The 22,535-nt window shown below is 55.6% G+C and carries 37 protein-coding genes and 1 pseudogene; 20 read left to right on the top strand and 18 right to left on the bottom strand.

What is annotated here, in order from left to right; genetic code table 11:
* Positions 1–8: 8 nt before the first annotated feature.
* Positions 9–641 (bottom strand): hypothetical protein, encoded by a 633-nt coding sequence (locus U367_RS0109620; protein ID WP_028616758.1) that lies wholly within the window; start codon positions 639–641, stop codon positions 9–11.
* 128 nt (positions 642–769) lie between these two features.
* Here U367_RS0109620 and U367_RS1000000130490 point away from each other — a divergent pair, with 128 nt between their 5' ends.
* Positions 770–1,336: a hypothetical protein gene (locus U367_RS1000000130490; RefSeq protein WP_028616757.1), complete on the top strand. Its 567-nt coding sequence runs from the start codon at positions 770–772 to the stop codon at positions 1,334–1,336.
* Between the two features lie 91 nt (positions 1,337–1,427).
* On the opposite strand, the gene U367_RS0109610 is transcribed toward U367_RS1000000130490, so the two are convergent.
* From U367_RS0109610 to U367_RS0109580, 7 genes are all read right to left on the bottom strand, one after another.
* Complete coding sequence (locus U367_RS0109610) at positions 1,428–1,916, bottom strand: hypothetical protein (RefSeq protein ID WP_028616756.1); 489 nt, start codon at positions 1,914–1,916, stop codon at positions 1,428–1,430.
* Between the two features lie 69 nt (positions 1,917–1,985).
* Entirely contained in the window at positions 1,986–2,645 is a 660-nt protein-coding gene (locus U367_RS1000000132340; protein WP_236639971.1) for a 3'-5' exonuclease, read from the bottom strand.
* Complete coding sequence (locus U367_RS0109600; protein ID WP_028616755.1) at positions 2,642–3,508, bottom strand: ATP-binding protein; 867 nt, start codon at positions 3,506–3,508, stop codon at positions 2,642–2,644. Before U367_RS0109600 ends, U367_RS1000000132340 begins: the two co-directional genes overlap by 4 nt.
* Before the next feature lie 10 nt (positions 3,509–3,518).
* Complete coding sequence (locus tag U367_RS1000000131970) at positions 3,519–3,659, bottom strand: hypothetical protein (protein WP_154670146.1); 141 nt, start codon at positions 3,657–3,659, stop codon at positions 3,519–3,521.
* The gene (locus U367_RS0109590) at positions 3,656–4,150 is read right to left on the bottom strand and encodes a hypothetical protein (RefSeq protein WP_028616754.1); all 495 of its coding nucleotides are present in this window, start codon (positions 4,148–4,150) and stop codon (positions 3,656–3,658) included. The genes U367_RS1000000131970 and U367_RS0109590 overlap by 4 nt, the downstream gene beginning before the upstream one ends.
* A 49-nt stretch (positions 4,151–4,199) precedes the next feature.
* Positions 4,200–5,387 carry a hypothetical protein gene (locus tag U367_RS0109585; protein WP_201769844.1) on the bottom strand — a complete coding sequence of 396 codons (1,188 nt, stop codon included), beginning with the start codon at positions 5,385–5,387 and terminating at the stop codon, positions 4,200–4,202.
* Positions 5,388–5,449: 62 nt separating this feature from the next.
* Positions 5,450–5,635: a hypothetical protein gene (locus tag U367_RS0109580; protein WP_050587887.1), complete on the bottom strand. Its 186-nt coding sequence runs from the start codon at positions 5,633–5,635 to the stop codon at positions 5,450–5,452.
* Positions 5,636–6,344: 709 nt separating this feature from the next.
* On the opposite strand from U367_RS0109580, the gene U367_RS0109575 reads away from it, so the two are divergent.
* Positions 6,345–6,656: a DUF1654 domain-containing protein gene (locus tag U367_RS0109575; protein WP_028616751.1), complete on the top strand. Its 312-nt coding sequence runs from the start codon at positions 6,345–6,347 to the stop codon at positions 6,654–6,656.
* A 49-nt stretch (positions 6,657–6,705) separates the two neighbouring features.
* Here U367_RS0109575 and U367_RS0109570 read toward each other — a convergent pair whose 3' ends face one another.
* The 8 genes from U367_RS0109570 to U367_RS0109535 all read right to left on the bottom strand — a co-directional run bounded on the left by U367_RS0109570 (position 6,706) and on the right by U367_RS0109535 (position 11,273).
* Positions 6,706–7,029 carry a hypothetical protein gene (locus U367_RS0109570; protein ID WP_028616750.1) on the bottom strand — a complete coding sequence of 108 codons (324 nt, stop codon included), beginning with the start codon at positions 7,027–7,029 and terminating at the stop codon, positions 6,706–6,708.
* A gap of 93 nt (positions 7,030–7,122) precedes the next feature.
* The gene (locus U367_RS0109565; protein ID WP_028616749.1) at positions 7,123–7,419 is read right to left on the bottom strand and encodes a superinfection immunity protein; all 297 of its coding nucleotides are present in this window, start codon (positions 7,417–7,419) and stop codon (positions 7,123–7,125) included.
* Between the two features lie 116 nt (positions 7,420–7,535).
* A complete protein-coding gene (locus tag U367_RS0109560; RefSeq protein WP_028616748.1) occupies positions 7,536–7,862 on the bottom strand; it encodes a DUF2388 domain-containing protein in 327 nt (108 codons plus the stop codon).
* Positions 7,863–8,011: 149 nt separating this feature from the next.
* Positions 8,012–8,356 carry a hypothetical protein gene (locus tag U367_RS0109555; RefSeq protein ID WP_028616747.1) on the bottom strand — a complete coding sequence of 115 codons (345 nt, stop codon included), beginning with the start codon at positions 8,354–8,356 and terminating at the stop codon, positions 8,012–8,014.
* A 105-nt stretch (positions 8,357–8,461) separates the two neighbouring features.
* Positions 8,462–8,956 carry a DUF4411 family protein gene (locus tag U367_RS0109550; RefSeq protein WP_028616746.1) on the bottom strand — a complete coding sequence of 165 codons (495 nt, stop codon included), beginning with the start codon at positions 8,954–8,956 and terminating at the stop codon, positions 8,462–8,464.
* A complete protein-coding gene (locus tag U367_RS0109545) occupies positions 8,953–10,086 on the bottom strand; it encodes an XRE family transcriptional regulator (RefSeq protein WP_028616745.1) in 1,134 nt (377 codons plus the stop codon). Before U367_RS0109545 ends, U367_RS0109550 begins: the two co-directional genes overlap by 4 nt.
* Positions 10,087–10,192: 106 nt before the next feature.
* Entirely contained in the window at positions 10,193–10,435 is a 243-nt protein-coding gene (locus U367_RS0109540) for a hypothetical protein (RefSeq protein WP_028616744.1), read from the bottom strand.
* Between the two features lie 4 nt (positions 10,436–10,439).
* On the bottom strand, positions 10,440–11,273 hold the full coding sequence (locus U367_RS0109535) for a S24 family peptidase (protein WP_028616743.1): 834 nt from the start codon (positions 11,271–11,273) through the stop codon (positions 10,440–10,442).
* Positions 11,274–11,385: 112 nt separating this feature from the next.
* Here U367_RS0109535 and U367_RS0109530 point away from each other — a divergent pair, with 112 nt between their 5' ends.
* The 13 genes from U367_RS0109530 (at position 11,386) to U367_RS1000000131910 (ending at position 18,691) form a co-directional block, all read left to right on the top strand.
* Positions 11,386–11,622: a helix-turn-helix domain-containing protein gene (locus U367_RS0109530; protein ID WP_017479602.1), complete on the top strand. Its 237-nt coding sequence runs from the start codon at positions 11,386–11,388 to the stop codon at positions 11,620–11,622.
* Positions 11,623–11,704: 82 nt separating this feature from the next.
* Positions 11,705–12,127, top strand: a complete 423-nt coding sequence (locus U367_RS0109525; protein WP_028616742.1) for a phage regulatory CII family protein — start codon at positions 11,705–11,707, stop codon at positions 12,125–12,127.
* A 67-nt stretch (positions 12,128–12,194) separates the two neighbouring features.
* Positions 12,195–13,049: a BRO-N domain-containing protein gene (locus tag U367_RS0109520; protein ID WP_028616741.1), complete on the top strand. Its 855-nt coding sequence runs from the start codon at positions 12,195–12,197 to the stop codon at positions 13,047–13,049.
* Positions 13,049–13,843: a hypothetical protein gene (locus U367_RS0109515; protein ID WP_028616740.1), complete on the top strand. Its 795-nt coding sequence runs from the start codon at positions 13,049–13,051 to the stop codon at positions 13,841–13,843. Before U367_RS0109520 ends, U367_RS0109515 begins: the two co-directional genes overlap by 1 nt.
* Entirely contained in the window at positions 13,840–14,553 is a 714-nt protein-coding gene (locus U367_RS0109510) for a replication protein P (RefSeq protein ID WP_028616739.1), read from the top strand. The genes U367_RS0109515 and U367_RS0109510 overlap by 4 nt, the downstream gene beginning before the upstream one ends.
* On the top strand, positions 14,550–14,888 hold the full coding sequence (locus tag U367_RS01000000130020) for a hypothetical protein (protein ID WP_032864179.1): 339 nt from the start codon (positions 14,550–14,552) through the stop codon (positions 14,886–14,888). Before U367_RS0109510 ends, U367_RS01000000130020 begins: the two co-directional genes overlap by 4 nt.
* The gene (locus U367_RS0109500; RefSeq protein ID WP_028616738.1) at positions 14,885–15,241 is read left to right on the top strand and encodes a hypothetical protein; all 357 of its coding nucleotides are present in this window, start codon (positions 14,885–14,887) and stop codon (positions 15,239–15,241) included. The genes U367_RS01000000130020 and U367_RS0109500 overlap by 4 nt, the downstream gene beginning before the upstream one ends.
* Positions 15,238–15,714 (top strand): hypothetical protein, encoded by a 477-nt coding sequence (locus U367_RS01000000130015; protein WP_050587860.1) that lies wholly within the window; start codon positions 15,238–15,240, stop codon positions 15,712–15,714. Before U367_RS0109500 ends, U367_RS01000000130015 begins: the two co-directional genes overlap by 4 nt.
* Positions 15,711–16,226 (top strand): hypothetical protein, encoded by a 516-nt coding sequence (locus tag U367_RS0109490; RefSeq protein ID WP_028616737.1) that lies wholly within the window; start codon positions 15,711–15,713, stop codon positions 16,224–16,226. Before U367_RS01000000130015 ends, U367_RS0109490 begins: the two co-directional genes overlap by 4 nt.
* Positions 16,223–16,501 (top strand): hypothetical protein, encoded by a 279-nt coding sequence (locus U367_RS1000000131965; protein ID WP_028616736.1) that lies wholly within the window; start codon positions 16,223–16,225, stop codon positions 16,499–16,501. The genes U367_RS0109490 and U367_RS1000000131965 overlap by 4 nt, the downstream gene beginning before the upstream one ends.
* A 202-nt stretch (positions 16,502–16,703) precedes the next feature.
* Entirely contained in the window at positions 16,704–17,306 is a 603-nt protein-coding gene (locus tag U367_RS0109480; RefSeq protein WP_028616735.1) for a recombination protein NinG, read from the top strand.
* A complete protein-coding gene (locus tag U367_RS0109475) occupies positions 17,303–17,998 on the top strand; it encodes a hypothetical protein (protein WP_028616734.1) in 696 nt (231 codons plus the stop codon). The genes U367_RS0109480 and U367_RS0109475 overlap by 4 nt, the downstream gene beginning before the upstream one ends.
* A 522-nt stretch (positions 17,999–18,520) precedes the next feature.
* Positions 18,521–18,691 (top strand): hypothetical protein, encoded by a 171-nt coding sequence (locus U367_RS1000000131910; protein WP_154670145.1) that lies wholly within the window; start codon positions 18,521–18,523, stop codon positions 18,689–18,691.
* Here the strand turns inward: U367_RS1000000131910 and U367_RS01000000130010 are convergent.
* Complete coding sequence (locus U367_RS01000000130010) at positions 18,664–19,179, bottom strand: DUF6998 domain-containing protein (protein ID WP_032864177.1); 516 nt, start codon at positions 19,177–19,179, stop codon at positions 18,664–18,666. The two genes, U367_RS1000000131910 and U367_RS01000000130010, sit on opposite strands and share 28 nt — an antisense overlap.
* A 253-nt stretch (positions 19,180–19,432) precedes the next feature.
* Between U367_RS01000000130010 and U367_RS0109460 the strand changes: the two genes are divergently transcribed.
* A complete protein-coding gene (locus U367_RS0109460) occupies positions 19,433–19,762 on the top strand; it encodes a hypothetical protein (RefSeq protein WP_028616733.1) in 330 nt (109 codons plus the stop codon).
* The gene (locus U367_RS0109455) at positions 19,759–20,103 is read left to right on the top strand and encodes a hypothetical protein (RefSeq protein WP_028616732.1); all 345 of its coding nucleotides are present in this window, start codon (positions 19,759–19,761) and stop codon (positions 20,101–20,103) included. Before U367_RS0109460 ends, U367_RS0109455 begins: the two co-directional genes overlap by 4 nt.
* Before the next feature lie 50 nt (positions 20,104–20,153).
* On the opposite strand, the gene U367_RS0109450 is transcribed toward U367_RS0109455, so the two are convergent.
* Entirely contained in the window at positions 20,154–21,029 is an 876-nt protein-coding gene (locus U367_RS0109450) for a hypothetical protein (protein WP_152537908.1), read from the bottom strand.
* An 81-nt stretch (positions 21,030–21,110) separates the two neighbouring features.
* On the opposite strand from U367_RS0109450, the gene U367_RS1000000132260 reads away from it, so the two are divergent.
* The 3 genes and pseudogenes from U367_RS1000000132260 to U367_RS0109435 all read left to right on the top strand — a co-directional run.
* Positions 21,111–21,302, top strand: coding sequence for a hypothetical protein (locus tag U367_RS1000000132260; RefSeq protein WP_028616730.1), 192 nt, complete (start codon positions 21,111–21,113; stop codon positions 21,300–21,302).
* 135 nt (positions 21,303–21,437) lie between these two features.
* Positions 21,438–21,770, top strand: coding sequence for a hypothetical protein (locus U367_RS0109440; RefSeq protein ID WP_028616729.1), 333 nt, complete (start codon positions 21,438–21,440; stop codon positions 21,768–21,770).
* Positions 21,771–21,796: 26 nt separating this feature from the next.
* Positions 21,797–22,021, top strand: a pseudogene (locus U367_RS0109435) (putative metallopeptidase); the annotation flags it as partial.
* Positions 22,022–22,535: the final 514 nt, after the last annotated feature.

The following is a 22,535-nucleotide window of genomic DNA, read 5'->3' as shown; positions in this document are numbered from 1 at the left end:
GTATTGTTCTATGGCGTATTCCTAGCTCCGCAGTTCCGGCAGTCTTCCCGATAGCGCTGCGCGTCGCTGATGAACCGGCCGCAGCCATCGCATTTGAACATCATCATTCGTGGCTTTTGCGATTTCGCCAGCCTTATGCCGGTGCCTCGCAAGGCCTCCTTGATGTTCACGTCGTCGCGTTCAACCAAACGGCGTGCAAACTTGTCGATGTATGGTTTAGGCCACACTACGGCGCCTGTCTGGCCCAGCTTTCCGATCCAGGTAATGGTGTGCGCCCTTGGCACTACCACTGCTTTTGACAGGTCGCTATTGAACATGCCGTCATCACAAAGCCAAATCAGGTTGTTGCCGTTCCAGCACTGCGGCTTTTGGATGTAAAACTCTGCTGCGTCAGGGTGCTGGTCCAGCGCCTCGCTCAATGTCACGTTCTGGCAATCAACTCCGACGCGCGCCCGGGCATCGACATAGGCCTTGGGCCACGGTATGTCCGTGTCGCGGTGATCGCAAGCGCCTTCACGAGTGAACACCTGGGCCTTTTCCAAGTCGGTGACATATCCGGAGCCGCCAAAGCCCCAGAACGACAACCCGTCGCCGACGTAGGCGTGGCTGCGGCTGTCTTGCAGATAGAACTGGTCGTCCATGGATTATCTCCAGTCAGGCGCCGCCCTCCGGTAGTCGGTGGTGGCAATTTGGTTTCGGTTGGGGTATTAAGTGCCGCCTAGACATCGACACGGATATCTAGTCGATAGAGTTTTTAAGGATTTATAATATGAAGGAAGAATTAATCGTACCGTTTGTGGGTGCAATACTGACTGCGCTCATAGCTGGCATCGTATCTCTGGTAATGGCCATTTTGTCGAAGGATCAAAAAACATCAGAATTCCGCCAAGCCTGGATAGACGCTCTTCGAGATGATATATCGAGATTTGTTGGAACGGCTCATTCTTTAGCTGGCGCAGCAGATATAGTAAATAAAAAGTCTAATGACGAAATTAAAGATTATGTTCTATCGATATCTCGTGATTTTGCGGAAACAAGTTACCTTTTGTCAAGAATTAGACTTCGCCTGAATGTGGATGAACATACAGACATATTAGAGACGATCGCTTGGCTTCAGGACGAAACTACCGGAGGCACGAAAGAAGAAATGCTGCACAAGATCGAGACGTTAGTTGTAAGAATACAGGAGGAGCTTAAGAGGGAATGGGAAAGAGTAAAAGCAGGTGAGAAGTCGTTTAGGGTCTTGAAGATGACCTCCGCAGTCGTTGTCATATCTCTTGCGACTGCTATGACAGGATATGTGCTGAGCCCATTATTGACCAAGGGCTTGTGGTGATGTTTTAAATATTTATTGGAGAGCAACTGCTTGGCAGCGATGAAGCTCATTTGTCAAAATTATCACCTTGATTGATCGACAGTATGATTTTTCAACCACTCGCGCTATCGTCCTTAGCATCCATCTGAAGCGATTCGGCGAATCCTGCTTGCTGTAATCTGCGCGCCACGTTTTCAGATACAGTCAAATCGTGGCGCGGAATTTCGAAGAGATGCGCAGACTTCTTGACGCCCAATGAATGCGCGTGCGCAATCAGTCGCCAGATGGTCGCCCTGTTCTTCGTCTCGCCCAGTTCGGCGGTGAGCGTTGCCAGCCGGTCGCGCATTCCCTGGCGGAAGTAATGGCGGATGATGTCGGTCGGGCCTTTGATCTTCGGCGGCGCCGGTGGCAGATCATCGGCCTTGGCGTTGATCACCATCAGTTGCACTGCCTCGCTGACCTCTTCGATCTCATGCCAGCACATCAACTCGTCGAGCATCTGCCGAGTGCCGTACGGGACCGTGTGCCGTAATTCCTGCTCGCCCAGTTCCTGCCGTTTCTCGGCAAGCTTGGCTGTGCGTTCCTTCTGTTCGGCAGCCATGACCTACCTCTTCTATTCCGCTGGCCGGCAGTGCGAGCCAGGTTTGGCGTTTGCGTTGCTGGGTGCGGGCTATGCGGCGCATCGGTTACCACCTGCAGCAGACATGGGATAGTCGATCGAGTACTTTTCGAGTATCCGCTTGAGTGTGCCGCTGGTGATGTGGAGCTTTACGCATACCCGGCGCCTGCTTATTCCAAGCTCCTTGTAAGCCTTGATCCGCTCGACCAGCACTGCATCTCGCTCAGCCAGGGCCTTCTTTCGCTCTGGGCTGTTATGGCCGCCGTGGGCGGATCGCTTGAACTTGAAGTCGAACTCTTTCGACATGGCGAGCAGCGTCTGCCTGCCGATTCCCGTTATCTCGATTACTTCGGACTGGGTGTGGCTGCCAGCGCTCGGCCAGAGCTTCGAGCTTAAGGCCTGGGTGCAGATGCGCTTCAAATTTGGCTCGCCGATTACGCGCCAGTCGTAGTCGACGTTGTGCCCGATTAGGTATACGACGTCTTCCGGCAGAGCAAAATCGGTGTGAGGTGGGCAATCAGTCAGTTCCTCGTCGAGGATGTGGCTGGTGGCCAACGCGCTCAGTTCTATCGGCTTGCCTGGCTTGTAGCGATGCAAGAACGAATCGGTTATAGCTAGACTGCTGACGCAGCTGAGTTTCAGCCATGCAGCCTCAACCAAGTGCGGATCGTTCAAACCGGTTGTTTCGCTGTCGAAGATATAAGCGGTCATGCTAATTGCCTTTGTGGGGAGAGTTCGTTTTTGCGCTTGTCTTTGGCGGCCACTACCTGTTGAACGAGATCGTCAAAGCCTAAAGCAATGGCTTTGGCTGCGTTGAACGCCGACTGCAGCGAGGCCATATCCTTGGCTGTGGCGATATCAGCCAGTGCATCCACCAGCAACTCCTTGGCGCGCTCCTCAGGGCTGACGCCCGAGTTCAGCCACGCCAGCAACCGTCGGCCGGTTTCTTCGGTGATCAGCTCAGGCTCTTCGAATAACTTCGTTCGATCTTTGCTCGCCATGGCGGTGTGCCCGTCATGAGTCAGGTCCAGCACCACGGTGAATTCGTAATCTGTGCCGTCGCGCTGCTCAGATTTCATGCCCAGTTTGAGAATCTTCTTCCCTTCGCCTTGCACGGTTTCCGTTTTGCTCCGCATGGTGCAGATGATGTGCAGCGAGCTGGTCAGGATCTTGTCGGTCAGCCGCCGGTGGCGCGGTGTTGTTTCATTCCAAGCTGCCCAGGTGTTGCCCTTGAATTTCTGGTGGGCAAGCTTCTCGTTCGATTCGAGGCATCCGCCGGAGCCTGTCCACTCATGGGAATAGCTATCGATGATGAGAACGCTGTAACCGGCCTGCTCGGCAGCGGTGATAGCGTCGACGTAGCGCTCTGGGGAATAGGGAGCGTGCAGTTCTAGCGTGTCGAAGTCCGCGATGTCGGCGTACAGCGAGGCGCTGCCATGCTCCGTATCGATCACCGCGATTCGCCCGCCCAGCCCCTGTGCGAGAAGGAGTGCGGAGTAGGTTTTGCCTGATCCAGACGGCCCGGCAAGTGCCAGCCGTAGCTTGGCCTGCTTGCGTTCGGCTTTCTTGAACATTTGAGTTTCCTCAGCTTGGTTGGTTGTCCCACTGCCGTTGGATGCGGCGGGCTTCGTCTTCGTACTCTTTGCGCTGCTCGCCGGTAAATCGGTCAGGCGAGAAGGCGCCGACCATCATCCAGTCGAACTGGGCGGCCATTGCAGGGCTCATACGACTCTCCGGTGGCTCAGGCCCATAAGCTGAGCTGCTTGGGCCATGGTTTGCGGTTGGATGACTCCCAGGTTGCTGGCTACGCGCTTGACCACTACCAGGTCATCCAGCGTCCGCGCCTTGTCGATGTAGCCGGCCAGCGTGACCAGCTTCGACTGGCTGGCTGTCAATGCCATGCCGAGGTGCACGACGCTGAGCTGGCGAACATCCCGACCCACCGCGGCGCTGATCGACTCGAAAACCTGCTCCAGCTTCTTCTTGGCGTAGTTCGCCTCGACCTGTGCGCGCTTTCGATCATCGACGGCGGCTGCAAGCCTGGCCTCCAGGTCCAGAACCAACTCAGCCGACCCACCAAGCCGCTCGATGCGCTCTCGCTCGGCTTGGCGGTGGGCAGCATCGAGTTCTTCTCGCTCAATCTTGGCGGTTGGCGCGGCGTGGGCAATCGTTCGCAGATCTGCCGCAGAGAGAGGTGATTCACTTTCTTGAGACATAGAGCCTCCGGCGCGGCTGGTAGCGACGCGTTGTGCGTTATGAGGGGAATTACAAGGGCTCGCCGGTAAGTTGCTCGCCCATCGAAACCAGCGCATCGAACAGGAAATTCTGCATTTCGTAGGTTTCGTCACGAAGCTTGTGACGCAGATGGATGAACTCTTCGATCAGCGTCCCGCAAAGCATCTTGGTGCCCATCATCAGCGTCCGCTTGCTGATGAAGATGTGTTCGTTGTGGGCGCGCCCAAGAACGCCTTCACCCAGGAACTCGGTAACCACAATGGGGTACTCATCAACCGAGAAGCCGATGCCCTTGCAGAACGCGATAGCGCGATCCATCCGCACCTGGTCAATGCTGGTCAGCGGCATGTGCTCGACGTTGGCAAGCGAGTCGAGCAGGTTCCCGCGGCACGCAGTGACCGCAGAATGGTTCAGCCCCTTGGTAAAGGACTTCGCAAGTACGCGCACGACCGTGGCGAACTCTTCGCTTGGGGTTGTACTGGAGAAGTCGATAGACCGCTCGTAGACCCCATCGTCAGGCACGACTACGCGTGAGATGGCGTATTTGTCGGTAAGTTGGCTAAGCCCCTGCCGGATGTAATGGTCGGCGTAGAAGGAATGCTTGATTGTCCTGTCTTCTGTCAGATCCATCGACGAACTGATGTTGTAGGTATAAATCGACGGCGACGACAGCTTCAGTGCGCGAATCCCGCGATAGAAAACATATTCAGAGGCCCCGGCATGAACGTCCAGGCCTGGCATTTGATGAAGCGGCTCCGATCCCAGGATGATGGCGTCACGGTTGACCCAAGAATCGTAGAAGTCCTTGCCACGCACGATGATCAGCGTTTCATCTTCGGCTGGCTCAGGCTCTTCATCGGTCACAAAGCACTCGCCTTGCTCATCCAGGGTATTGCAGTACAGTTCGCGGAAGGCCTGCCAGGTTTCCCAGGTCTTGCCGACCTCGGTAGTGAACCCAAGCGCCTGGCCGTTCATAGTCACGAAGGTGAACTCGTCGACACGGATCTTTTCCTGGCGCGTGCCAAACTCCATTTTATCCTTACCGGCGTAGATGGTGATCGAGCCGCCCTGGCGCAGGATGATGGAGATTGCGTACTTCAAGCCAGTGCCGAAGAACCCGATGGCGCCTTCACCCTCCTTGGAGGAAACGCCAAAGGTGGTGATGCTTTTCGGGTCAATAACACCCTTGTTGCGGAAGGCGACGATTTTTCTAGACATGACTGTCTCCCGCGCCATCCTTGCGGGGCGCCTTGGTTTTGATACGGGTAGGGAAGGGTTCGTTACTTGCTTTCGAGTTTGCGGGCGAGGGCACAGGCTTCGTTGTGGTTGCGACGGAACCCTCTCACCTTGCCAGTGGACGAGTCGACGACGTGGAAGAACTCATTGCCGGCCGGGATAACCCGAAACAACGGCGACGTCTTCGGTGCGCTGGAGCCGACCAGGCCGAGGCAAAGCGCCAAGGCCATGTTGCGGCGCTGATTCATTGCGAGCGCTACGTCGCAGTAAGCGTGCTGACTTTGATTCATGGTCAACTCCATTCGTTGGTTCACCTGTATTCGTCAACACTCATGCCTCCCGCTGGTTGCCGATGGGCGCGGGGGAGGAGTGCTGACGTAATAGAGGTGGGGAAGGGTGGTTCCGCATGTGCGGGCTGCTGCTACCTTTCGGATTCCTCCCGGTGGGATGTGCAGTGTTCCCCGGGTAATTCTGTTTTCCGCGCCGCTTACCAGGTCATTCGCCAGTTCGGTCAACACCTCGACAGCCGTATGGGGTATCCCATCGTTGGCAGGCTTTCGGGCCTGTCTGTCGCCGGTCACCAGTAGTGGCAGCGCGTTTTGTTCACCTGACTTCCTCTCGCCCCACAGGTGATAGCCGGGGCTGACCTCCCAGCGTGAGCCGGGTAATCGTGTATGGCGCATGTTGTTAAAGAGCGGCGGGCGGAGGCCCTTCGCAGTCCCTCGTAAGTCGCTGCGATGGGATTAATTTAGCCTTAAGCTAAAATGTCGTCAATAGCTCCAAGCTAAATATTTAGCGATGGGCGAAATTATTTCGGTCCGCCAGGACGCGCCTGGCCTAGGAATGAGGTCCATAAGCGCTTTACGCGCCAGTTAGCAGTGAGCTATGATTTTTCCATTAGCTGTATGGATATACAGCATTTAACCGGGATGGGATTTTATGGCGAAGAAGCAGGCGGCACCGGCAGCACGACAGGAAATGAGCGGTATGGCGCGCCTGGGTCTGCGCGTCTCATCGATGATCAATCACCCGGTCGCGCAGGCGCAGCGCTGGGTGACGATTCATCGCCTGGACACGGACGGGGATCGAGAGTGGGAAGAGGTGCTGAGTGTGATTGCCGACACTGACGAACTCGAGTTGACGCTCAATGACGACGGCAGCGTGACCGTGAGGTGGGAGCAGCAGGAAGTCGAGGTGGCGGGCAGGGGAGAGCTTGAGTTTGAGCAGGAAGAGGAGCTGGCGCCTTTCTGACGGGTATGAAAAAGCCCGCGCTTGGCGGGCTTGGCGGGCTTTGCGATCTTTAGCCTTTTTGCTCCTGTTGCTGAAGGCAGGCCTGGAAGATTGTATCTCTGAAATCTACGATTGCCTTTTCTTTGTACTTGGGAGATGAGTAGGCGCTCTCTTTGTACGCACCATCAATAAGCATTTTGAAGACTCTGGACGTATAGCTGTTATCGGTCACGGACGCTTCGTACATTTTTGCCATGGGAACGCCGTTTTGGCGGGCCTTCATCACAGATTCGGCCATCTTATCCATTTGAGGGCAGTCGTATGCTTTGTCTGCCGCAATGGCAGATGAGGCCGTAACCGTCGAGATAAGAACGGCTGCGATCATTGCTTTCATCGGATCCCTCCCATAATTGAGTCAGCACTTTAGCATTCGTGGCGTACAGCCAACAATGAGGCTCGGAGGGAGGGCTAGCGAGTCCCTACAGGCCTATAACTGCTCGTGGAGCTTATCCTCGACTTGCTGGCTCTCTGGATTGCACAAAGCCATGTAGTAAGCCACGCACCAGCCGATCAGCGTCCATCCGGTCAGTAGATTTATTACAAATACCCGGCGGGGAGGAATCGGCTCGACTAGGACGGTATAGATTGAGGGGAATAGGTAAAGTGCTACGGCGCTGATGTAGAACAGAAGATCAGCTGCAAGAGCGACTCCATTGTCGCCGCTGCTGATGAAGAAGCTGATCAGGCAGGTTGGTGCGAGTAGTGCTAATCCAAAGACCCTCATCGCAGTTTCTCCGTGAAAACTTGGCGATAGCTAATTGATACCATGCGGCATTTGCTTTGGATAGGGGATGTTTTTCTGCTCAGGCAGAGGGCCCACATAAGAGCCGGGCGCTCACCTCAGTACGTTGTTGCGATGGCCTGCGCGAGCTGCTGATCATTCATCAGTGGCGGTGTGTAAGTCGTACGATAAAAGCGCACCGCCTGCTCAAACTCAGCACCGCGGATCTCGCCATCCGAACCTATGAACGCCAGGGCGTCCGTCTTGGCTGACTTGAAAATCTTTGGCGGTTCGGTCGTAAGAGAAGTGGTGAATCCAACTAAAATAGTTGGCGCGGAGATTGTGAGAAATATCGCTGCAGCGATAGGGTTGGCGCCATCACCTGATACGGCCTGTGTGCTGACCGATGCCAGTAGGGCGATGGCCAGAGCCTTCCATGAGTCCATTCTTCGATGCTTCCATTGCGATAAGAGGGCGCCACCATAGCAGAGCAGGGCGCTTGGCAGAAACAAGAAGCCCGGCGCTGGGCCGAGCTCGATGATGGCTGCTTATGCTGCTACCGCCAGGGTAACAGCTCTCACAAGCACCAGGATCTTCACATGGCGGCCTTCAGAAGGACTTTGCATTCGGCGTCGTATTTTTCACGCAGCTTGGCAGTGCTAGCTGGCGTCATCCGCCCTGGTGTCTCTTTGTGCAATTCCACCATTTTTTGCGCAACTTCTTCCTGAGCCTCCGGGGTGTAGCCAGCATGCACCAATAGTACATAGGAGGCTCTTGAGGACTGACTGCGGCTTATGTCTGGCTGGTCACCAGCTACTGAAAGCACTTCGTAGTAGGCCGCGCAGTTGAGGTCTCTCTCTTTTTGGGTTTCTGCTTGGGCGGTGAAGGAAATGCAGGTGAAGAGGGCGCAGAAGGCCAGTGGCATCGAGGATAGGCGCATGAAAACGAGTCCATTCGAGAGGGGCGATTATTTTATCAGCTCAGATGACAGAAACAAGAAGCCCGGCGCGGGGCCGGGCTGCGTACGTTACAATCCTAAAGCCCGTTATCTATGCATCACAAATTTCGCGTTGAGTGTATCTAGTAGATCAAATGAGCTTATGTAGGGGACATCGAAATCGCGACAGATATTCGGAATTTTTATCTTTTGGCTGTTTTCTGGGACTGGAACCTCATGAGTAACAATTGTAAAACCTGAAGAAGAGGCTTTCGCTATAAGCCAAGGATCTGCACCTTCTAGAAATCTAATTTTCTCATTTTCCTTTGGTAGTTTCAGTCCCATTACATGCTCTGCAATATGGCCAAAAATTTTCTGGGTTTCTAGGTCGTCAACGTCAACGAATTGCTCTGGTCTCTGCTTGGCCCATTTAGATAATTCGTCTCCATAATCAGTTATTTCTTTGTACACCATGGAGATACTTGCTAGCTTTCCCGCAGCAAATGAGCTATCTATCCACTCCCAAAATCCTGGGCAAAACCCCATTCTATAATGCGAGTTTTTAGCCTGTATGTAAGAGTTTGCATCCAAAAGATAGCTCAAAACCCAAGGTCCTTCTTCGAATATTCAGAGATCCTGTGCGGCTTGATTCCAGTAAGTCTGGCGGCATCCCTAAATAGCATGCGACCACTCAAAGCTTCGCTTGCAATAGCGCTTGCTAAGACCTTACTAATCCTGCCGGTTTGGAGGCGGTTATAAGTTGGCTTTCCTTTTTTCTCCAGAAGCTTGTATAGAGCCAGCTTCTGCGCCACAAAAGAGCTGTATTCGTGAGCCTCTATGTATCCAAGTGTTAAAGCTCTACGGGCAATAACCCACTCGCTCACATGAAATATTTTGGCGAGAGGGTGAAGATTATCCTTCCAGGTGTCCACTTTGTTCCATCTGGCTCGGAATTCTTTCTCTGGAGCTAGTAGCTCAGCAGCTACGGCATTGCAGAAAACTTCTTCAGCTATATGATTAGATGGTTCTGCATCAGACACGCCGGACTTTCCAAGCCATATGTGACTTATTTCATGAGCTAGCGTGAATAGTCTAGCTTCTGGGCAATCAGCTGTATTTATAAAGATTACTGGTGCGATCTTGTCGCTGATAGCAAAGCCTCTGAACTCGTCTACGGAAAGTGGCCTAGAAGTATTGTTGTTCACCACACTGTTGCGCATTACTAGTATGCCAGTGCGCTCGATTTTCGTAACAAGATCAGTGAAGTACTCTTCAAAATTTCCTTTTTTACGAATCTCAGGAATTTCTAATTTTTCCCGAATGTCATTGACTATTACGCCAACTCCATCACTAATTTTGTAACGGCCGGTAACTTCGTTCTCTGTATAGCCCTGCGCAATTAACCAATCGCGATACCAAGCTTGGCGCTCCAGCGCCCATCGAATTGTATCCTTCAATGCTAAGCTATAAGACGGCTCTCGACCATTTACGGTACGCAAATCTGGTAGCGGGAGGTCTTCCGCTGGGGCCTCCGCGAGATAAAGGTATCCAAATGGAATATGCGTCGCTTTTGCATAATTCATAGCCTGATTAAAAGATGGGCGCTTCTGACCCTCCTCCCAAGCAATAATATTATCCTGAGCGGTCCCGAGGCTTTTTGCGACAGAGTCGATGCTTAAGCGAGCACGCGACCTTGCCCAGCGTAGGATCTCTGGGTTGATTAGCGCTTCCATGTGCAGAGCCTTTTCTTAGTCATTTCTGATGGGTAGCCGGTCATGTTTCATGATTGGACACTAATGTCACCCACGGGGTCACGCAAAAAAAATCTATCGCAGCTCACTATATATCAGCCTTACCCCGCGCAATCCTTCCCGCCTTCACCTCATCCGCATAACCCGCCAGCTTGTCCTCGGCATCCGGAAAGCTGCCAATGATCGTGAGCAGCTCCATGGCATCACGCTCAAACCCTGCATCAGACAGCCGCACAGCCATCTTCATCAGGTCCACGCCTGACCACTTGAGTAGGGCGGCAGCTTCTTTCAGGTCGCGGCGCAGCTGCTGGTTGGGTTTAGTGAGGGCCATGGCGTCACACCGGTTGTCCGTTCCACACGTAAAGCACCCGAGCCAGGATATGGGTGTCGTCGACACGGATGTCCTCGGGGTCGTGGTGCTTGTTGTCCGAAATCATCTTGAAGCGATCCTTGCCTTTCTTCTGCAAGCGCTTCACGTACAGCATGTCATCGTGGGAGAACAGGTAGATACCGTCGCCGGTGAACTCCCGGATAGTGATGTCGACGAGCAGGGGGTCGCGATCCTTGATCGTGGGAGCCATCGACTGGCCCCAGCCGGTGATCATCTTGAGGTGGAAGTGCTCTTTGAAGGTGACGCCCAGGTCGCGTAGATGTTTGGGGCTGACTCTGACGTCCTGGAGCATTTCCGGGTATTCGTGCGGGATCTGCCCGCCCCCCATAGCTGCGCGCACGTCGTAGTGGGCAATCCACACCTCGTCACCGACCTGACCGGGGCGGGAGAAGTCGACGGTTATGACGTTGCTCGTTTCGTCCGCCGCCGCGATGATCCTATCGCGAGCGGTGCTGCTGAGCCCCTTTACCTTCGAAAGCATCTGCTTTATCTGGTCCACCGCGCTCGGTGCAGTCTCTTCGCTCGTCGCTCCTCCATGCCCGCCGAAATTTAGAGCTGCCGACTCATCGGCTGAGATGGAATCGAACCAGCCCCTGGGCAACTTTTCGATTGCCTCAATCCGCCGGGCGACATCGTCACCCAGGTTCTTTGCTGTCTTATCAGACAAAACCTGACTCAAGTGCGCAGGCGCCATCCCCCAGCGCTCGGCGCATGCGCCTTTCCGCTGGGTTCCGATGAGGCTGATCAGTTTCTGCTTACGAATCGCATAAATATCCATGCGGGCAAGAATGCCAGCGTTTAGCTCAATGCTAAATGTGCTCAAAGCTAAATATTCCTTGCTACGATATTAGCTATAAGCTAAATTTCTCCTATGTTTAAGGAGAGATCCCATGAATGACCATCTGCGTGACTGGCTCGCCAGCGCTTCAAACGAACGGCGCCAGTCAGTGGCTGCCGCTGCTAAGACGACGGTAGGCCACCTCTGGCAGTTGGCAGGCGGTCACCGAAAGGCCTCGGCTGATCTGGCGGAACGCCTTCAAGACGCATCTGGCGGCGAGATCACTATCGCAGGTCTCCGGCCTGATCTTCTCGACCTTGCGCATAAAGTCCTGCGCGGCGCCGCCTGACATCCCTGTCCGCCGTTCCATTGAGCAAATGATCGCTTCTGCACCGGCAGGGCGCCACGGAAACAAATTTGAGGTTTTACGAATGGAAGACTTTTTGGATGCATGCCAGGCAGCAGTGAAGGGCAACGAGCCCAAGTCCCTGGCTGCAAAGATGGGTGTTCCACACGTTGGCCTGCTTCAGCGTGCAAACCCAGACAACGAGGCTCACCACCTGACCGTGGAGCATCTTTTCGGGATCTTACTGCACACCGGCGACATGCGTCCGCTTGAAGCCTTGGCAAATGAGTTCGGCTTTGAGCTGGTGGCGAAGGCCGCGCCCAAGCCGCAAGGGCTCACAAAGTCGCTGATCAATGTCGCGAAGGAAGTGGCCGACCTGACCATCGCCGTGCATGAGGCGCTGGACGACAACCACGTCAGCACCTTCGAAAAGAACCTTATCCGCCAAGAGATCAACCACGTTCGCCAGAGCCTTGACGTGATGGATGCATCGGTAAAGGCCGCCTGAATTTCAGGCGCAAAAAAGCCGACGGTCAAGGTCGGCTAATTCGATAACACTTTGTGAGGCCGATTATATGCAAACCCCGCCACATATCAATAGCTCTGCCAATCTCGCGCCACGTTTTTCGCAATCTGAAAACGTGGCGCGCAATTCCTCAGTAATTCCGTTTGACTTCGACGGCGCTGCGATCCGGGTCATCACCGACAAGCTCGGCGATCCATGGTTTATCGCCCGCGATGTCGCTGACGCACTGGGTTACTCGAAGCCAGAGAACGCCGTGTCCCGTCACTGCAAGGCCGCGACCACTACCCCGAAACAGGGTGGTGGTTTCATGACCATTATTCCTGAGCGCGACCTGTACCGGCTGGTGATGAAGTCCAAGCTGCCGGCCGCCGAGAAGTTCGAAGAGTGGGTGGTGGGCCAGGTTCTGCCGAGCATTCGCAAGACCGGCACCTTTTCCGTCCAGGGCCCGAACAACTCCAAGATCGTCGGCGAGCTTGCCATTTTGGAATGCTTCGACCGCCTGTTAAAGCCTGCCAACTCCAGCAAGATGCTGATGCTGGCCAAGATCGCCGCCAACAACGGCCTGGACGCCAAGTTCCTTCCAGGCTATGCGGTGGACGCTGCGCCTGACGCCGCTGGCGGCTCTTCGATGCCTACCAAGGCAATCACCGCCCTGATCAAAGATCACGCCATCGCCAGCACCGCCCGCGCTTTCAACCTTGAACTCAAGGCTCACGGCTTCCTGACGCTGCTCCAGCGCAAAAACTCCAAGCAGGAAATGGTCGATTTCTGGTCCGTGACCGAGAAAGGCCTGGCCTACGGCAAGAACCTCACCAGCCCTCAATGCCCCCGCGAGACGCAGCCTCACTGGTACGTGGATCGCTTCCTTGAATTGGCCGGCCTTGTCGGCAAAGGAGCCAAGTAATGGCCGGAGATTGGATAAAAATGCGAATAGACCTTCAGACGCATCCGAAAGTGTTCCGAATGGTGTCCGCATTGAAAGCGGACAGGTTGCGGATCATCGGCGGACTGCATATCGCTTGGAGCATCTTCGACACCCATTGTGATGATGGCGTGCTGGTGGGCTACACCGTCGACGCGATGGATGCAGTGGTGGGCTGGCCAGGCTTTACCCAGGCCATGATTGACGTGGAATGGGCGGGCATCCAAGACGACGGAAGCCTCGTAATGCCTCGCTTTGAAGAGCATAACGGGGCCAGCGCCAAGCGCCGCGCCAATGATAACGAGCGCAAGCGCAACGACAGAAAGGCGAAGAATGTCCGCAATGTGTCCGCTAGTGATGCGGACAGTTTGCGGACCAGAGAAGAGAAGAGAAGAGAAGATAAAGAACAAAAGCCTTATGGCGATGATGAGGTCGATCACGCTGAGTTGTTCGCGCAGTTCTGGGCCCTGTATCCACGCAAGGTGGGCAAGGAGGCTGCACGCAAGGCGTGGGACAAGCTCAAGCTGACCAACGAGCTTTTCGATTCTTTGGTTCAGGCTTTGGGGGCGCAGTGCCTCACGACAGACTGGCTCAAGGACGAAGGCCGGTTCATCCCGCACCCATCGACGTGGATCAACGGCAAGCGCTGGGAAGACGAAGTACCGGATCCGTCGCCGGCCGGTAGCAACGTCCACCAGTTCACGCCGCGCCCTCAGTCTGGCGAACCAGACTTCAACAGCAACGCGTGGGCTGACGGCCTTGTGGCTCGCCCATGAAGCCAGTCAACCAACTGATGGCGACCATGGGCAACCTGCCCGCTGAAAGCCATGTCCAGCCGATCGACATCACGCCGCAGACGGTCGAGGTGGTTAACGACTTGTTCCGCCGGCTGCGTGGGATCTTCCCTGCATGGCGCCAGGCGTGGCCGTCCACCGAAGCACTGGACGCTGCAAAGGCCGAGTGGATCAAGGAGTTCGCCGAGGCGGGCATCCGCACCCTGGAGCAGATCGAGTTCGGCATCCAGAAGTGCCGCAAGCTCAAGAAACCTTTCGCGCCGAGCGTTGGTGAGTTCATCGCCATGTGCGTGCCTGGCCCGGAAGACTTCGGCATGCCAGCCGCTGCTGACGCCTGGATCGAAGCGCTGATGGCTGCGTACAGCCATGAAGCGGTGAAGCTGGCCGCCGAGGCTACCGGGCTTTTCGATCTGCGCGTCGCCAAGCAGGAAGACAAGGGACTTCGCGCCAGGTTTGACCGCAACTACGAAATCATCCTTCGCCGCGCTCAGGCCGGGCAACCACTCGACGGCAAGATCCTCACCGGGATAGGCCACGACAGCCAGAAGACCGAATTCGAACTGGCCAACGAACTGGCCGACCAGCAGACCCAGGCGCGAATCCTTCAGCAGGGCATCCCGACTGACGGCAAATCAGCGCGTGCGCTGCTGCTGGCCAGGTTCGGCAAGAAGACCATGGAGCAACGGACATGAGCAACCACACCAAAGAGCAATGGCTCGTAGACCGGCAGGACTACTGCGTCTGCGTAATGCGAGATGGGGATCCGCTTGAGATCGCCACCATCGGTGCCATGGACCACAACGGCATCAAGTTCGTGATCGGAGACGAAAGCTGGGCGAATGCTTACCTCATGCGCACCGCTCCAGAACTGCTGAAGACCCTCGAAGCCATGATGGCCAAGGCCTACAAGCAGAATTGGGATGATCAGTACCCAGAGTTGCTGGAGCAGGCCGAGAAGGTCATTGCGCTGGCGAAGGCCGGTTCTGCGCCGGGTGATGGCGGAGAGTCACTGGAGCAAGAGCTATGACCTACGTCCGAGAACAAACATCCGCCGAGCTTGCCGAACACATACGCAGCTTGAAAAAAATGGCTGGCTGGTTCGATCCGCTTTCCGACCGACTCTGGCAAGAGGTTGAAGCACTCCAGGCCGAAGTCTCCGTCCTCAAGGCCGGATACGAAGCCTACGAGCGGGTGAATGCTGAGCAGAAGGCTGAGATCGGGTCGCTGCGCAAGGGCGCAGCCCGTTACGAATGGCTCCGTCTGGCGCGCAGCGGCTATATCGAAGTCGTGGAGTGGATTGGTCCACACGCGACCGGGATGACCGGTGAAGACCTGGACGCGTTGCTCGACGCCGCCATGGGCAAGGGAGAGCAGTTATGAACCCGCTCATCACTCACCAAATGCAACCGTGCCCGTACAGCTGCGTGTCGACCTGCCTGGCAATGATCGTTGGGCGCCCTGCACCGGAAGTCATCGAAGAGATGCACAAGCCCTATCGCGACGGGGGTCTGACCTTGCGGCAGATGCTGGAGCGCCTCGGCGTTGAATACACTGCCTTCTTTAGCCTGGACTGCCCACCGCTTGCTGATGAGGGTGTTTATCTGTGCACGTCACCTTCACTAAACATCGAAGGCGGCAACCACCAGATCTTGATCGAGGTCACCGACGAGAACTACTCCGTCCTTGACCCGGTTCAAGGGCGTAAGGATCGCAAGTACTACGTGGCTCGCGGCAAGGGCGATGGCATTCAGCTGGCGATCGACCTTGGCGGCTTCGTCGTCGACGCCTTTATCTCGCGTGAACATCTTTTGGCCCGGCGCGCCGGCGAACCTTTGACGGAGGTTGCAGCATGACCAAGCCTGCCAAGCCTCGCCCAATGCCCGTGTACCTGGTGCTGCGCCGCCTGGTAGACCCAGCCACCGGCAAGGAGGTTGCCGCGTTCGTGCCGTCCTCCGACGCTGACCGGTCGATCCTCCGCGAGCGGGATTTCCGCATCAACACCAAGATCCGCGCCGACCTCAAGCAGCCGCGCAACCCACGGTTCAATGGATTGGTCCACGGCCTGGGCCGGGTGCTGAGCCAGAACATCGATCGGTTCTCTGACAAGCAGTCCCATGACGCGATCAAGGCCCTGCAACTGGAGTCGGGCGTGTACTGCAATGAGGAGCTGTTCGACATCCCTGGCCTGGGCCAGCTCACCCGCAAGACACCCCGCAGTCTTTCCTACGACTCGATGGGCGAAGAGGTCTTCCAAGACTTCTGGCGCCAGTGCTGCGCGTACCTGGTGCTGCATGACTGGCCGACGCTCACCGAAGAGCGCTTGACCGAGATGGCAGAGTTTGAAGCATTCAAGGAGGCTGCATGAGCCATAACTTCAAGCCGGGCGAACTCGCGCTGGTGATCTCTGGTGGCTACATGGGCGAGACAGCGGAATTGATGCACTTCGTTCTGCCAAACGAGGTAGTGGTTTCGCCGACGTCAGGTAAGAAATACCAGTTCAGGCCATCGGCGGGAATCGGTGGTTGGATGTGCCGTTTCCGCGATGAATGGGCAATCAAGCATGAGAAGAACCTGATGCCCCTTCGCGGCGACTTCGCCCCCGAGCAGCAGAAAGCCAAGGAGGTCGAGCCGTGCCTTTGACCACTCCACTCAACTGCGAATGCCACCGCTGTATCGCTGAGAACAAGCTGGGCCAGCAGGTCGGCTTCATGTGGTTGCCGCTCTCATCCACGAAAATGATTCTGTGCCCTGTGTGCGGATGCAAGCGCTGCCCGAGAGCAAGTGATCATGACTTGGCTTGCACCAACAGCAATGCGCCAGGTCAGGCTGGGAGCGTGTACCAATGAGCATCGAACGAAAGCCGGCCAGGCCGAAGAAATGCCGAGTCGCTACGTGCAGGGCCTTATTCGTGCCTTCGCGCATGGGGCAGGCGGTATGCAGCCCGGCCTGCGCAATGATCGACGCGCCACGGCATGAGCCGAAGGCTCGCAAGGCCTTGGCCGATATCGAGCGCGCCGAGATCAAGGTCCGCAAGGAGAAGCTGAAGAGCAGGGCGGACCACCTGCGCGAAGCTCAGGGCGCCGTGAACGAGTACGTGCGCCTCCGTGACGCACACCTGCCGTGCATCAGCTGCGACTCCACGCCGAACGACAGCGACCTGATGACGGGCAGCCGCTGGGACGCTGGGCACTATCGTTCCGTCGGCGCATGCCCAGAGCTACGTTTCGAGCCGCTGAACATCCACCGGCAGTGTGTGAAGTGCAACCGCAACCTTTCCGGCAACGCCGTGGAGTACCGCATTCGCCTTGTGCTGCGCATCGGCGCCGAGAAGGTCGCCTGGCTGGAGGGCATGCACGCGCCGTGCAAGTACACCGCGGAAGAGATCAAGGCCATCAAGGCCAAATACCGGGCAAAGACCAGAGAACTCAAGAGGGCTGCAGCATGATCTATCTAGGCGTATTGAACGCAGTTGTTTCGGCTCTCGCCGCCGAAGCCATCGACAACACCAGCAAGCAGGCATGGCAGAAGCTGTACAACTCTGCCGACGAGGAAGAAGGTGGAGATCTGGCGACTCTGGTACGCTCCCGTGGCGCTGACACAATCGACCGCACCCAGGTTGATTGCTGGGTATCAGCTCGCCTGCATAGTGCGCTCGAGCCAAAGCACTGGGACGCGCTTGTGGCCAAGTACAGCACGCATCGCGGCCGCAAGGTTCAATCCATATCGGCACTACAGGCCCTGATTAGCACCCCTGCGCCGAAGCTGTTCCTGTTCAAGGCGACCACGGCCTGGGCGGTGCCGCAACTGAAGGGCGCGCGGCCCAAGGTCGCCACGTCGATATCGGTCGATATTCCCCTGGATACGCCCGACTGGCGCCGCGAGGCGGTAGTGAAGGCAGCGCTGGCCGCCGGAAAGTCGAAGGCTCGCAAGGATGAGTCGCGATCTGCGGACATGATCGTGCTGAAGGACAGCTTTTACGACATGAACACCTGGGACAACGACGCTACGCCCGAGTCTACCCGGCGCCGGTGGCGCCAGGACATTGGCAAGGCTGCTGATGACCTGGTGAACGAAGCCCTGGCGCACGCTGCTGAGATTCTTGAGGGGGAAGGATTGCTGATTGAGCGCGCCGCGTGATTGCCAGTTGACATCAGTGAGCGGATGAGCGAAATTAAACCCATGCTGTCGACTCTGCGCTCAAATAGATCGCCTTCGCAGCATGGTTAGTGTTTTTTGGATAACGCGAGCTAGCGTTATGGACCAGGGGACGAGCAATTTATCCGCTGCAGCAGGAAAGTTACTCCTAGCATTCCTTTTAACCGTTGGCTTGTACTTCTCAGCAACCTTAATAGCAATGCCGATTACGGCGGTACTGACCGTAACCACAGGAGGAATTATGATGATGAAAAGTCTAATCTCGTCTAGTTTGTTTGTTTTATCTGGGCTAGGGGTTAACTGCTGTTCTTCACTCCTGTTATCCAAAAAGCTCTAACTTAAGGAACCCGGCCATCGAGCCGGGTTTTTTATTGCCCAAGCGCAGGCGATAGACCGGAAAGACCCTCCTGCCCATTCGATACAGAGGATCTCCCGATGTCGCATATCACTCGCTGCAAAATGACTCTCCGCTCTAAGGGGCCCGTTCAGAGCTCGACGGAATCATTGACCCGCCTGCACTTCGGTGCAGTGTGGTCAGCCAATCCAGTGGAAGAAGACGCGATCTACGGCAAGTACACGCCTTATGGTGAATACACCGTTAACGTGGCCGCCGACCGCGCCGAGCGTTTTGAAGAAGGGAAGGACTACTACTTCGATATCTCGCCCGCTTTGTGAGTCTGCTGGGAAATTTCTCGGTTGAGTTCGGCACGAATATCCCGAACTCGGCCGTCAGCGAGAAGTTTTCCCCGGAGGTTCAAAACGTGACCATTTACATGTGATCTGTGCGTGCTGTAGTCGGATATCACTGCGTGTGGGATTGATACAGCCTCTAACACCTCATAGGACTCGCTGAAAATAACTGCGATCAGTTCGTCGAAATCGCCTTTATCCAAATTGCGTATTACGCCTAGCTGTCTGGATTTGTTAGTAGGGGTGGCACGCCGCGCCTTTATCTGAAATTTTTTGCCGTCATCAGACACTGCATCATGGCCAGCAGATGAGTTGTTGGCGAGCATCAATCCGAGGGCTGAAGCAACCAGCCACTCAGCATAGTCGCCGACTGGATTGTTCATTGTTCTCAGGACTCCACGAGTTCTGAGCTCAGCTATTACTTCAGACTGAAGCCTTAGCAAATCTTTGGTTTGGAGGTTGGCGAGATCCATCGTGCGAGAGTCCTGTAATGCAGAGCAAATGGCGACGGTTGCATTGAATAGCGCTCTGTATCGCCACCTTACACCTACCAGCCTCGGTAGCGCCTGTGCGCCGACACCGGGATAGTGGGAAAACCCGCACACCTATTCAGGGCCTCGACATGATCGGGGCCTTTTCGTTTTCGGCCCCGCCACACCCTTCGCTCTAAGCAGGGAGTGCCGCCGGGGCTGACCTATTTCAAACATGCCCCACGGAGTCGAGCGCATGGATCTATTGCATCGCTTGCTCGACAGAATCGAGTGGGTCATCGCGGGCCTCATTGGGGCCATCGTCGCCAGTTGGTGGCACAAGGAAGACCTGACCGACTGGCGCGCCTGGGGCAAGTTTCTTTTCACCGGCATTGTCTGCGCCCTTTACCTGACCGGTATGGTGAGCGCCTACCTGAATGTCACCGAGCCGAGCATCGTGGCCGGGATTGGTTTTCTCCTGGGCACCTTCGGCGGTTCGCTTCTGCTGGCAATCAACCGAGCCATCAAAGCCGCCGACCTTTGGGCGCTCATTCGCCAGCGATTCGGGGGAGGCAATCCACCATGAATCTTGAACTGATCAACTCCATCGCCTGCGGCCTTATCGCGCTGTGGGCAGCCTGGTGCGTATTGAGCGGGAAGGTGAGGGACGGCATCCTTGGGAAGCTGATCTACTCGACGATCGCCATCAGCGGTTTCGTCGTCATGGCTCGCAGCCAGAACATCTTCTTCGGCCCGACCAGTGCAGGGCTGACGCTGCATGTGTCTCTGGCCCTGGCTGGCGCCCGACACATCTTCATGGTCACGTACTGGCAGCGGGTGAAGGTCTGGCTGTGCCGGACGTTGAACTGCGAGCACTGCCTGCACTGTGACAAGGCTCCAGGTGGTGTCGAGCGCCGGGGTAAGTAATCCGCGCCACGTTTTCGAATGCGCCAAATCGTGTTGAAAGATGGCTGAAGTCAGTGGCTTTTTCTCTCTATACTTTTGAAAAGTGACTTGAGATTGGAAGGGTCTAGGCAGTCAGGTGCTATTGTCTGCGACTGCTTGAAATAAGCCTGAACTTTCGGGTTCGCGAAATCGCCCATAAGGGCCAACAGGTAATACCCGTCGGCGCGATACTGTTCCAAGCTCAGAGAAACTGGTTCGAAGAAGTCCCTCATAGTGGTCAACGGTAGTTGACGGTTGGCTTCCGTTTTCAGTGAATCTTTGAAGCAGTACGAGCGTATTGCAGGCAATGGATAATGGTCAGAGTACAGATCTGGTCGCTCTAGAGCATTGGCTAGCTGGCTATACTTGCGAAGAAACTCGGGGTCATCGAACTTGAATCGCTGGAACGCCTCGTCACAGTCGCGCAACAGCATTATCGCTCCGGCAACCAAGCCTTGATCCGCAGCGCTCTGGTAAAGCGCGCAGGCTTCTACATGCATAGCCTTATAGCCATTTAGAAAGGTTGCCGCTTTACTCTCTTGCATATTCGCCAACATGAAAGTCGCTACACCGTGCCCTCCGGCGCTAGCTTTACGCAGCTCGTCCTCATAGGTCTCAAGTCCTTTCGTGGCCTCCTGTATGGATTGGCTCAGTGTGAGCTTGTCAGTTTTGCCCTGCTGTTCTTTTTCAACCAGCTGATTAGCCCGTTGCTGTATTTCATCAGCTAAAAGCATTGCGTGTTCAAAGACAGCTTCGGATTCGGGGGATGGTGCAGCCTGCACCTCAGCACACAGAGCGATGCTGGAAAGTAGGACTAAAAGACGAAGTTTCAAAGGCGTTTCTTCCGTGATTGCAATTGTTCGAGTCTCCATTACTGTAATGGATTCAATCAGGGTGGGGTAGTTCACGTGCTTGACCGTCACTCCAGTATGAGTCGGAGTTAGGTGAGCTTTCCGATTGGTGCAGAGTTTCATTACAGAGGGGCAGACATGAACAACGTTACCCGCCTGCGGCACGTGCTGCCAATGAGCCCAGACATCAACGTTACGGTAGTCGCTCTCGACAAGGCTATTGCCGATGCTGTGGGCGCTGCCAAGGCTGCAGGGCTGCCTCAGGGTCTGATCGTTGGCTTGCTGCAGGGGCACGCACATGCACAGGCACACCAAATGGTGACGCAATGACCGCAACCATCCATGACGTCGCCGACCAGCGCCACCATCCCGTTGGGATCATCGGAGCATAGTTAATTGGTGCAGCATCTTAGATGCGTTGATTGGTGCTATCGTTACGCCACCTCTTCTCTCGGGTGACCAGCCATGGCTACTGGCGTGCTGATAAGAAATTGCGTTGATGTGAGGCTCGACAACATCTCCATGGATGGTATGGATACCGCTTTTGAGATTTATGACTCTGAAGATATCAAGCTAACCAAATGTCATACCGACTCGTCGAAATTGGTTAGTGGTGAGAGGCTGAAGCGTTTTGAGGTTGCGGGCTCTTCTGCGTTCGCGATGCGGCCAGACCCTTCGGTGCCGCCCAAACGCAATTTCTTTCGGTTCTTTGCCGAGAACCTTTTGACTTCACTTCTTGCCTTGGTCGTAGCCTTGATTGCCGGATATCTCTTATGGAGGTTTGGCTGGACCGGATAATAAATTACTGACAACGAGGAGGATTAATGCATAGACCACTTCCTCCTTCGTTCCTGCTTGAGCTGTCCGACCTGTCCGACTTCGGCATCCGCCTAACCCCGGCCCCTGAAGTGCGGGATTGGCTCCAAGCCGAGATCCTTGCCGACACTGGCAGCATTCACAACGAAGACCATGCCCACCTACTGGATGCAGACATCCAGGTCATGTGGGCGTCTTCGAGCTCTGAGCTACAGGGGCAGACTGTCTTGGGCTAGGGCGAGCCGCTGGCGCACAGTGATCTAACTCAACCCTTAGAAACGATTACGGGGGTGGTTAGGGGCTGCCAATGAGGGGTCTTGGATGGCATGCGGAAAAATCGTAGAGAGAATTCGCTAATGCGATGCTTCCCCAACAATTAGGATGACTCTTAGCCACGCGTTCGTACGTCAAAAATGGTATGACGGAATTCCCCATCTCGCAGAAGTGTGCAACGCGATGTCGGCCATCTTCAAATCTTAGAGAGCCGTCCGGTCTCATCTCGAGCCGTGGTAGCTCGAGTCGCCAGCCGGGATTTGCTTGAGCTCGTCTCAACAGCAGCTGGCTCGTCGGCCAGAGGTCCCCTTCCTTTCTGATTTGGGAATCAAGTACCCGCTTGGCCATGGCCAAGCTCATGACCATAACTACTTCCGTGTCTCCCTCGATGTGGCCTGGTAGAACAGAGCTTAGAGAGTTTGGATAGATTCCGCTTTCTCCGTCGGTGCAGTTGAGTTTGCTCATAAATTTCTC

The organism is Pseudomonas canadensis, from assembly GCF_000503215.1.
Taxonomy (GTDB): Bacteria; Pseudomonadota; Gammaproteobacteria; order Pseudomonadales; family Pseudomonadaceae; genus Aquipseudomonas; species Aquipseudomonas canadensis.
This window is presented reverse-complemented; position numbering and strand designations above follow the sequence as displayed.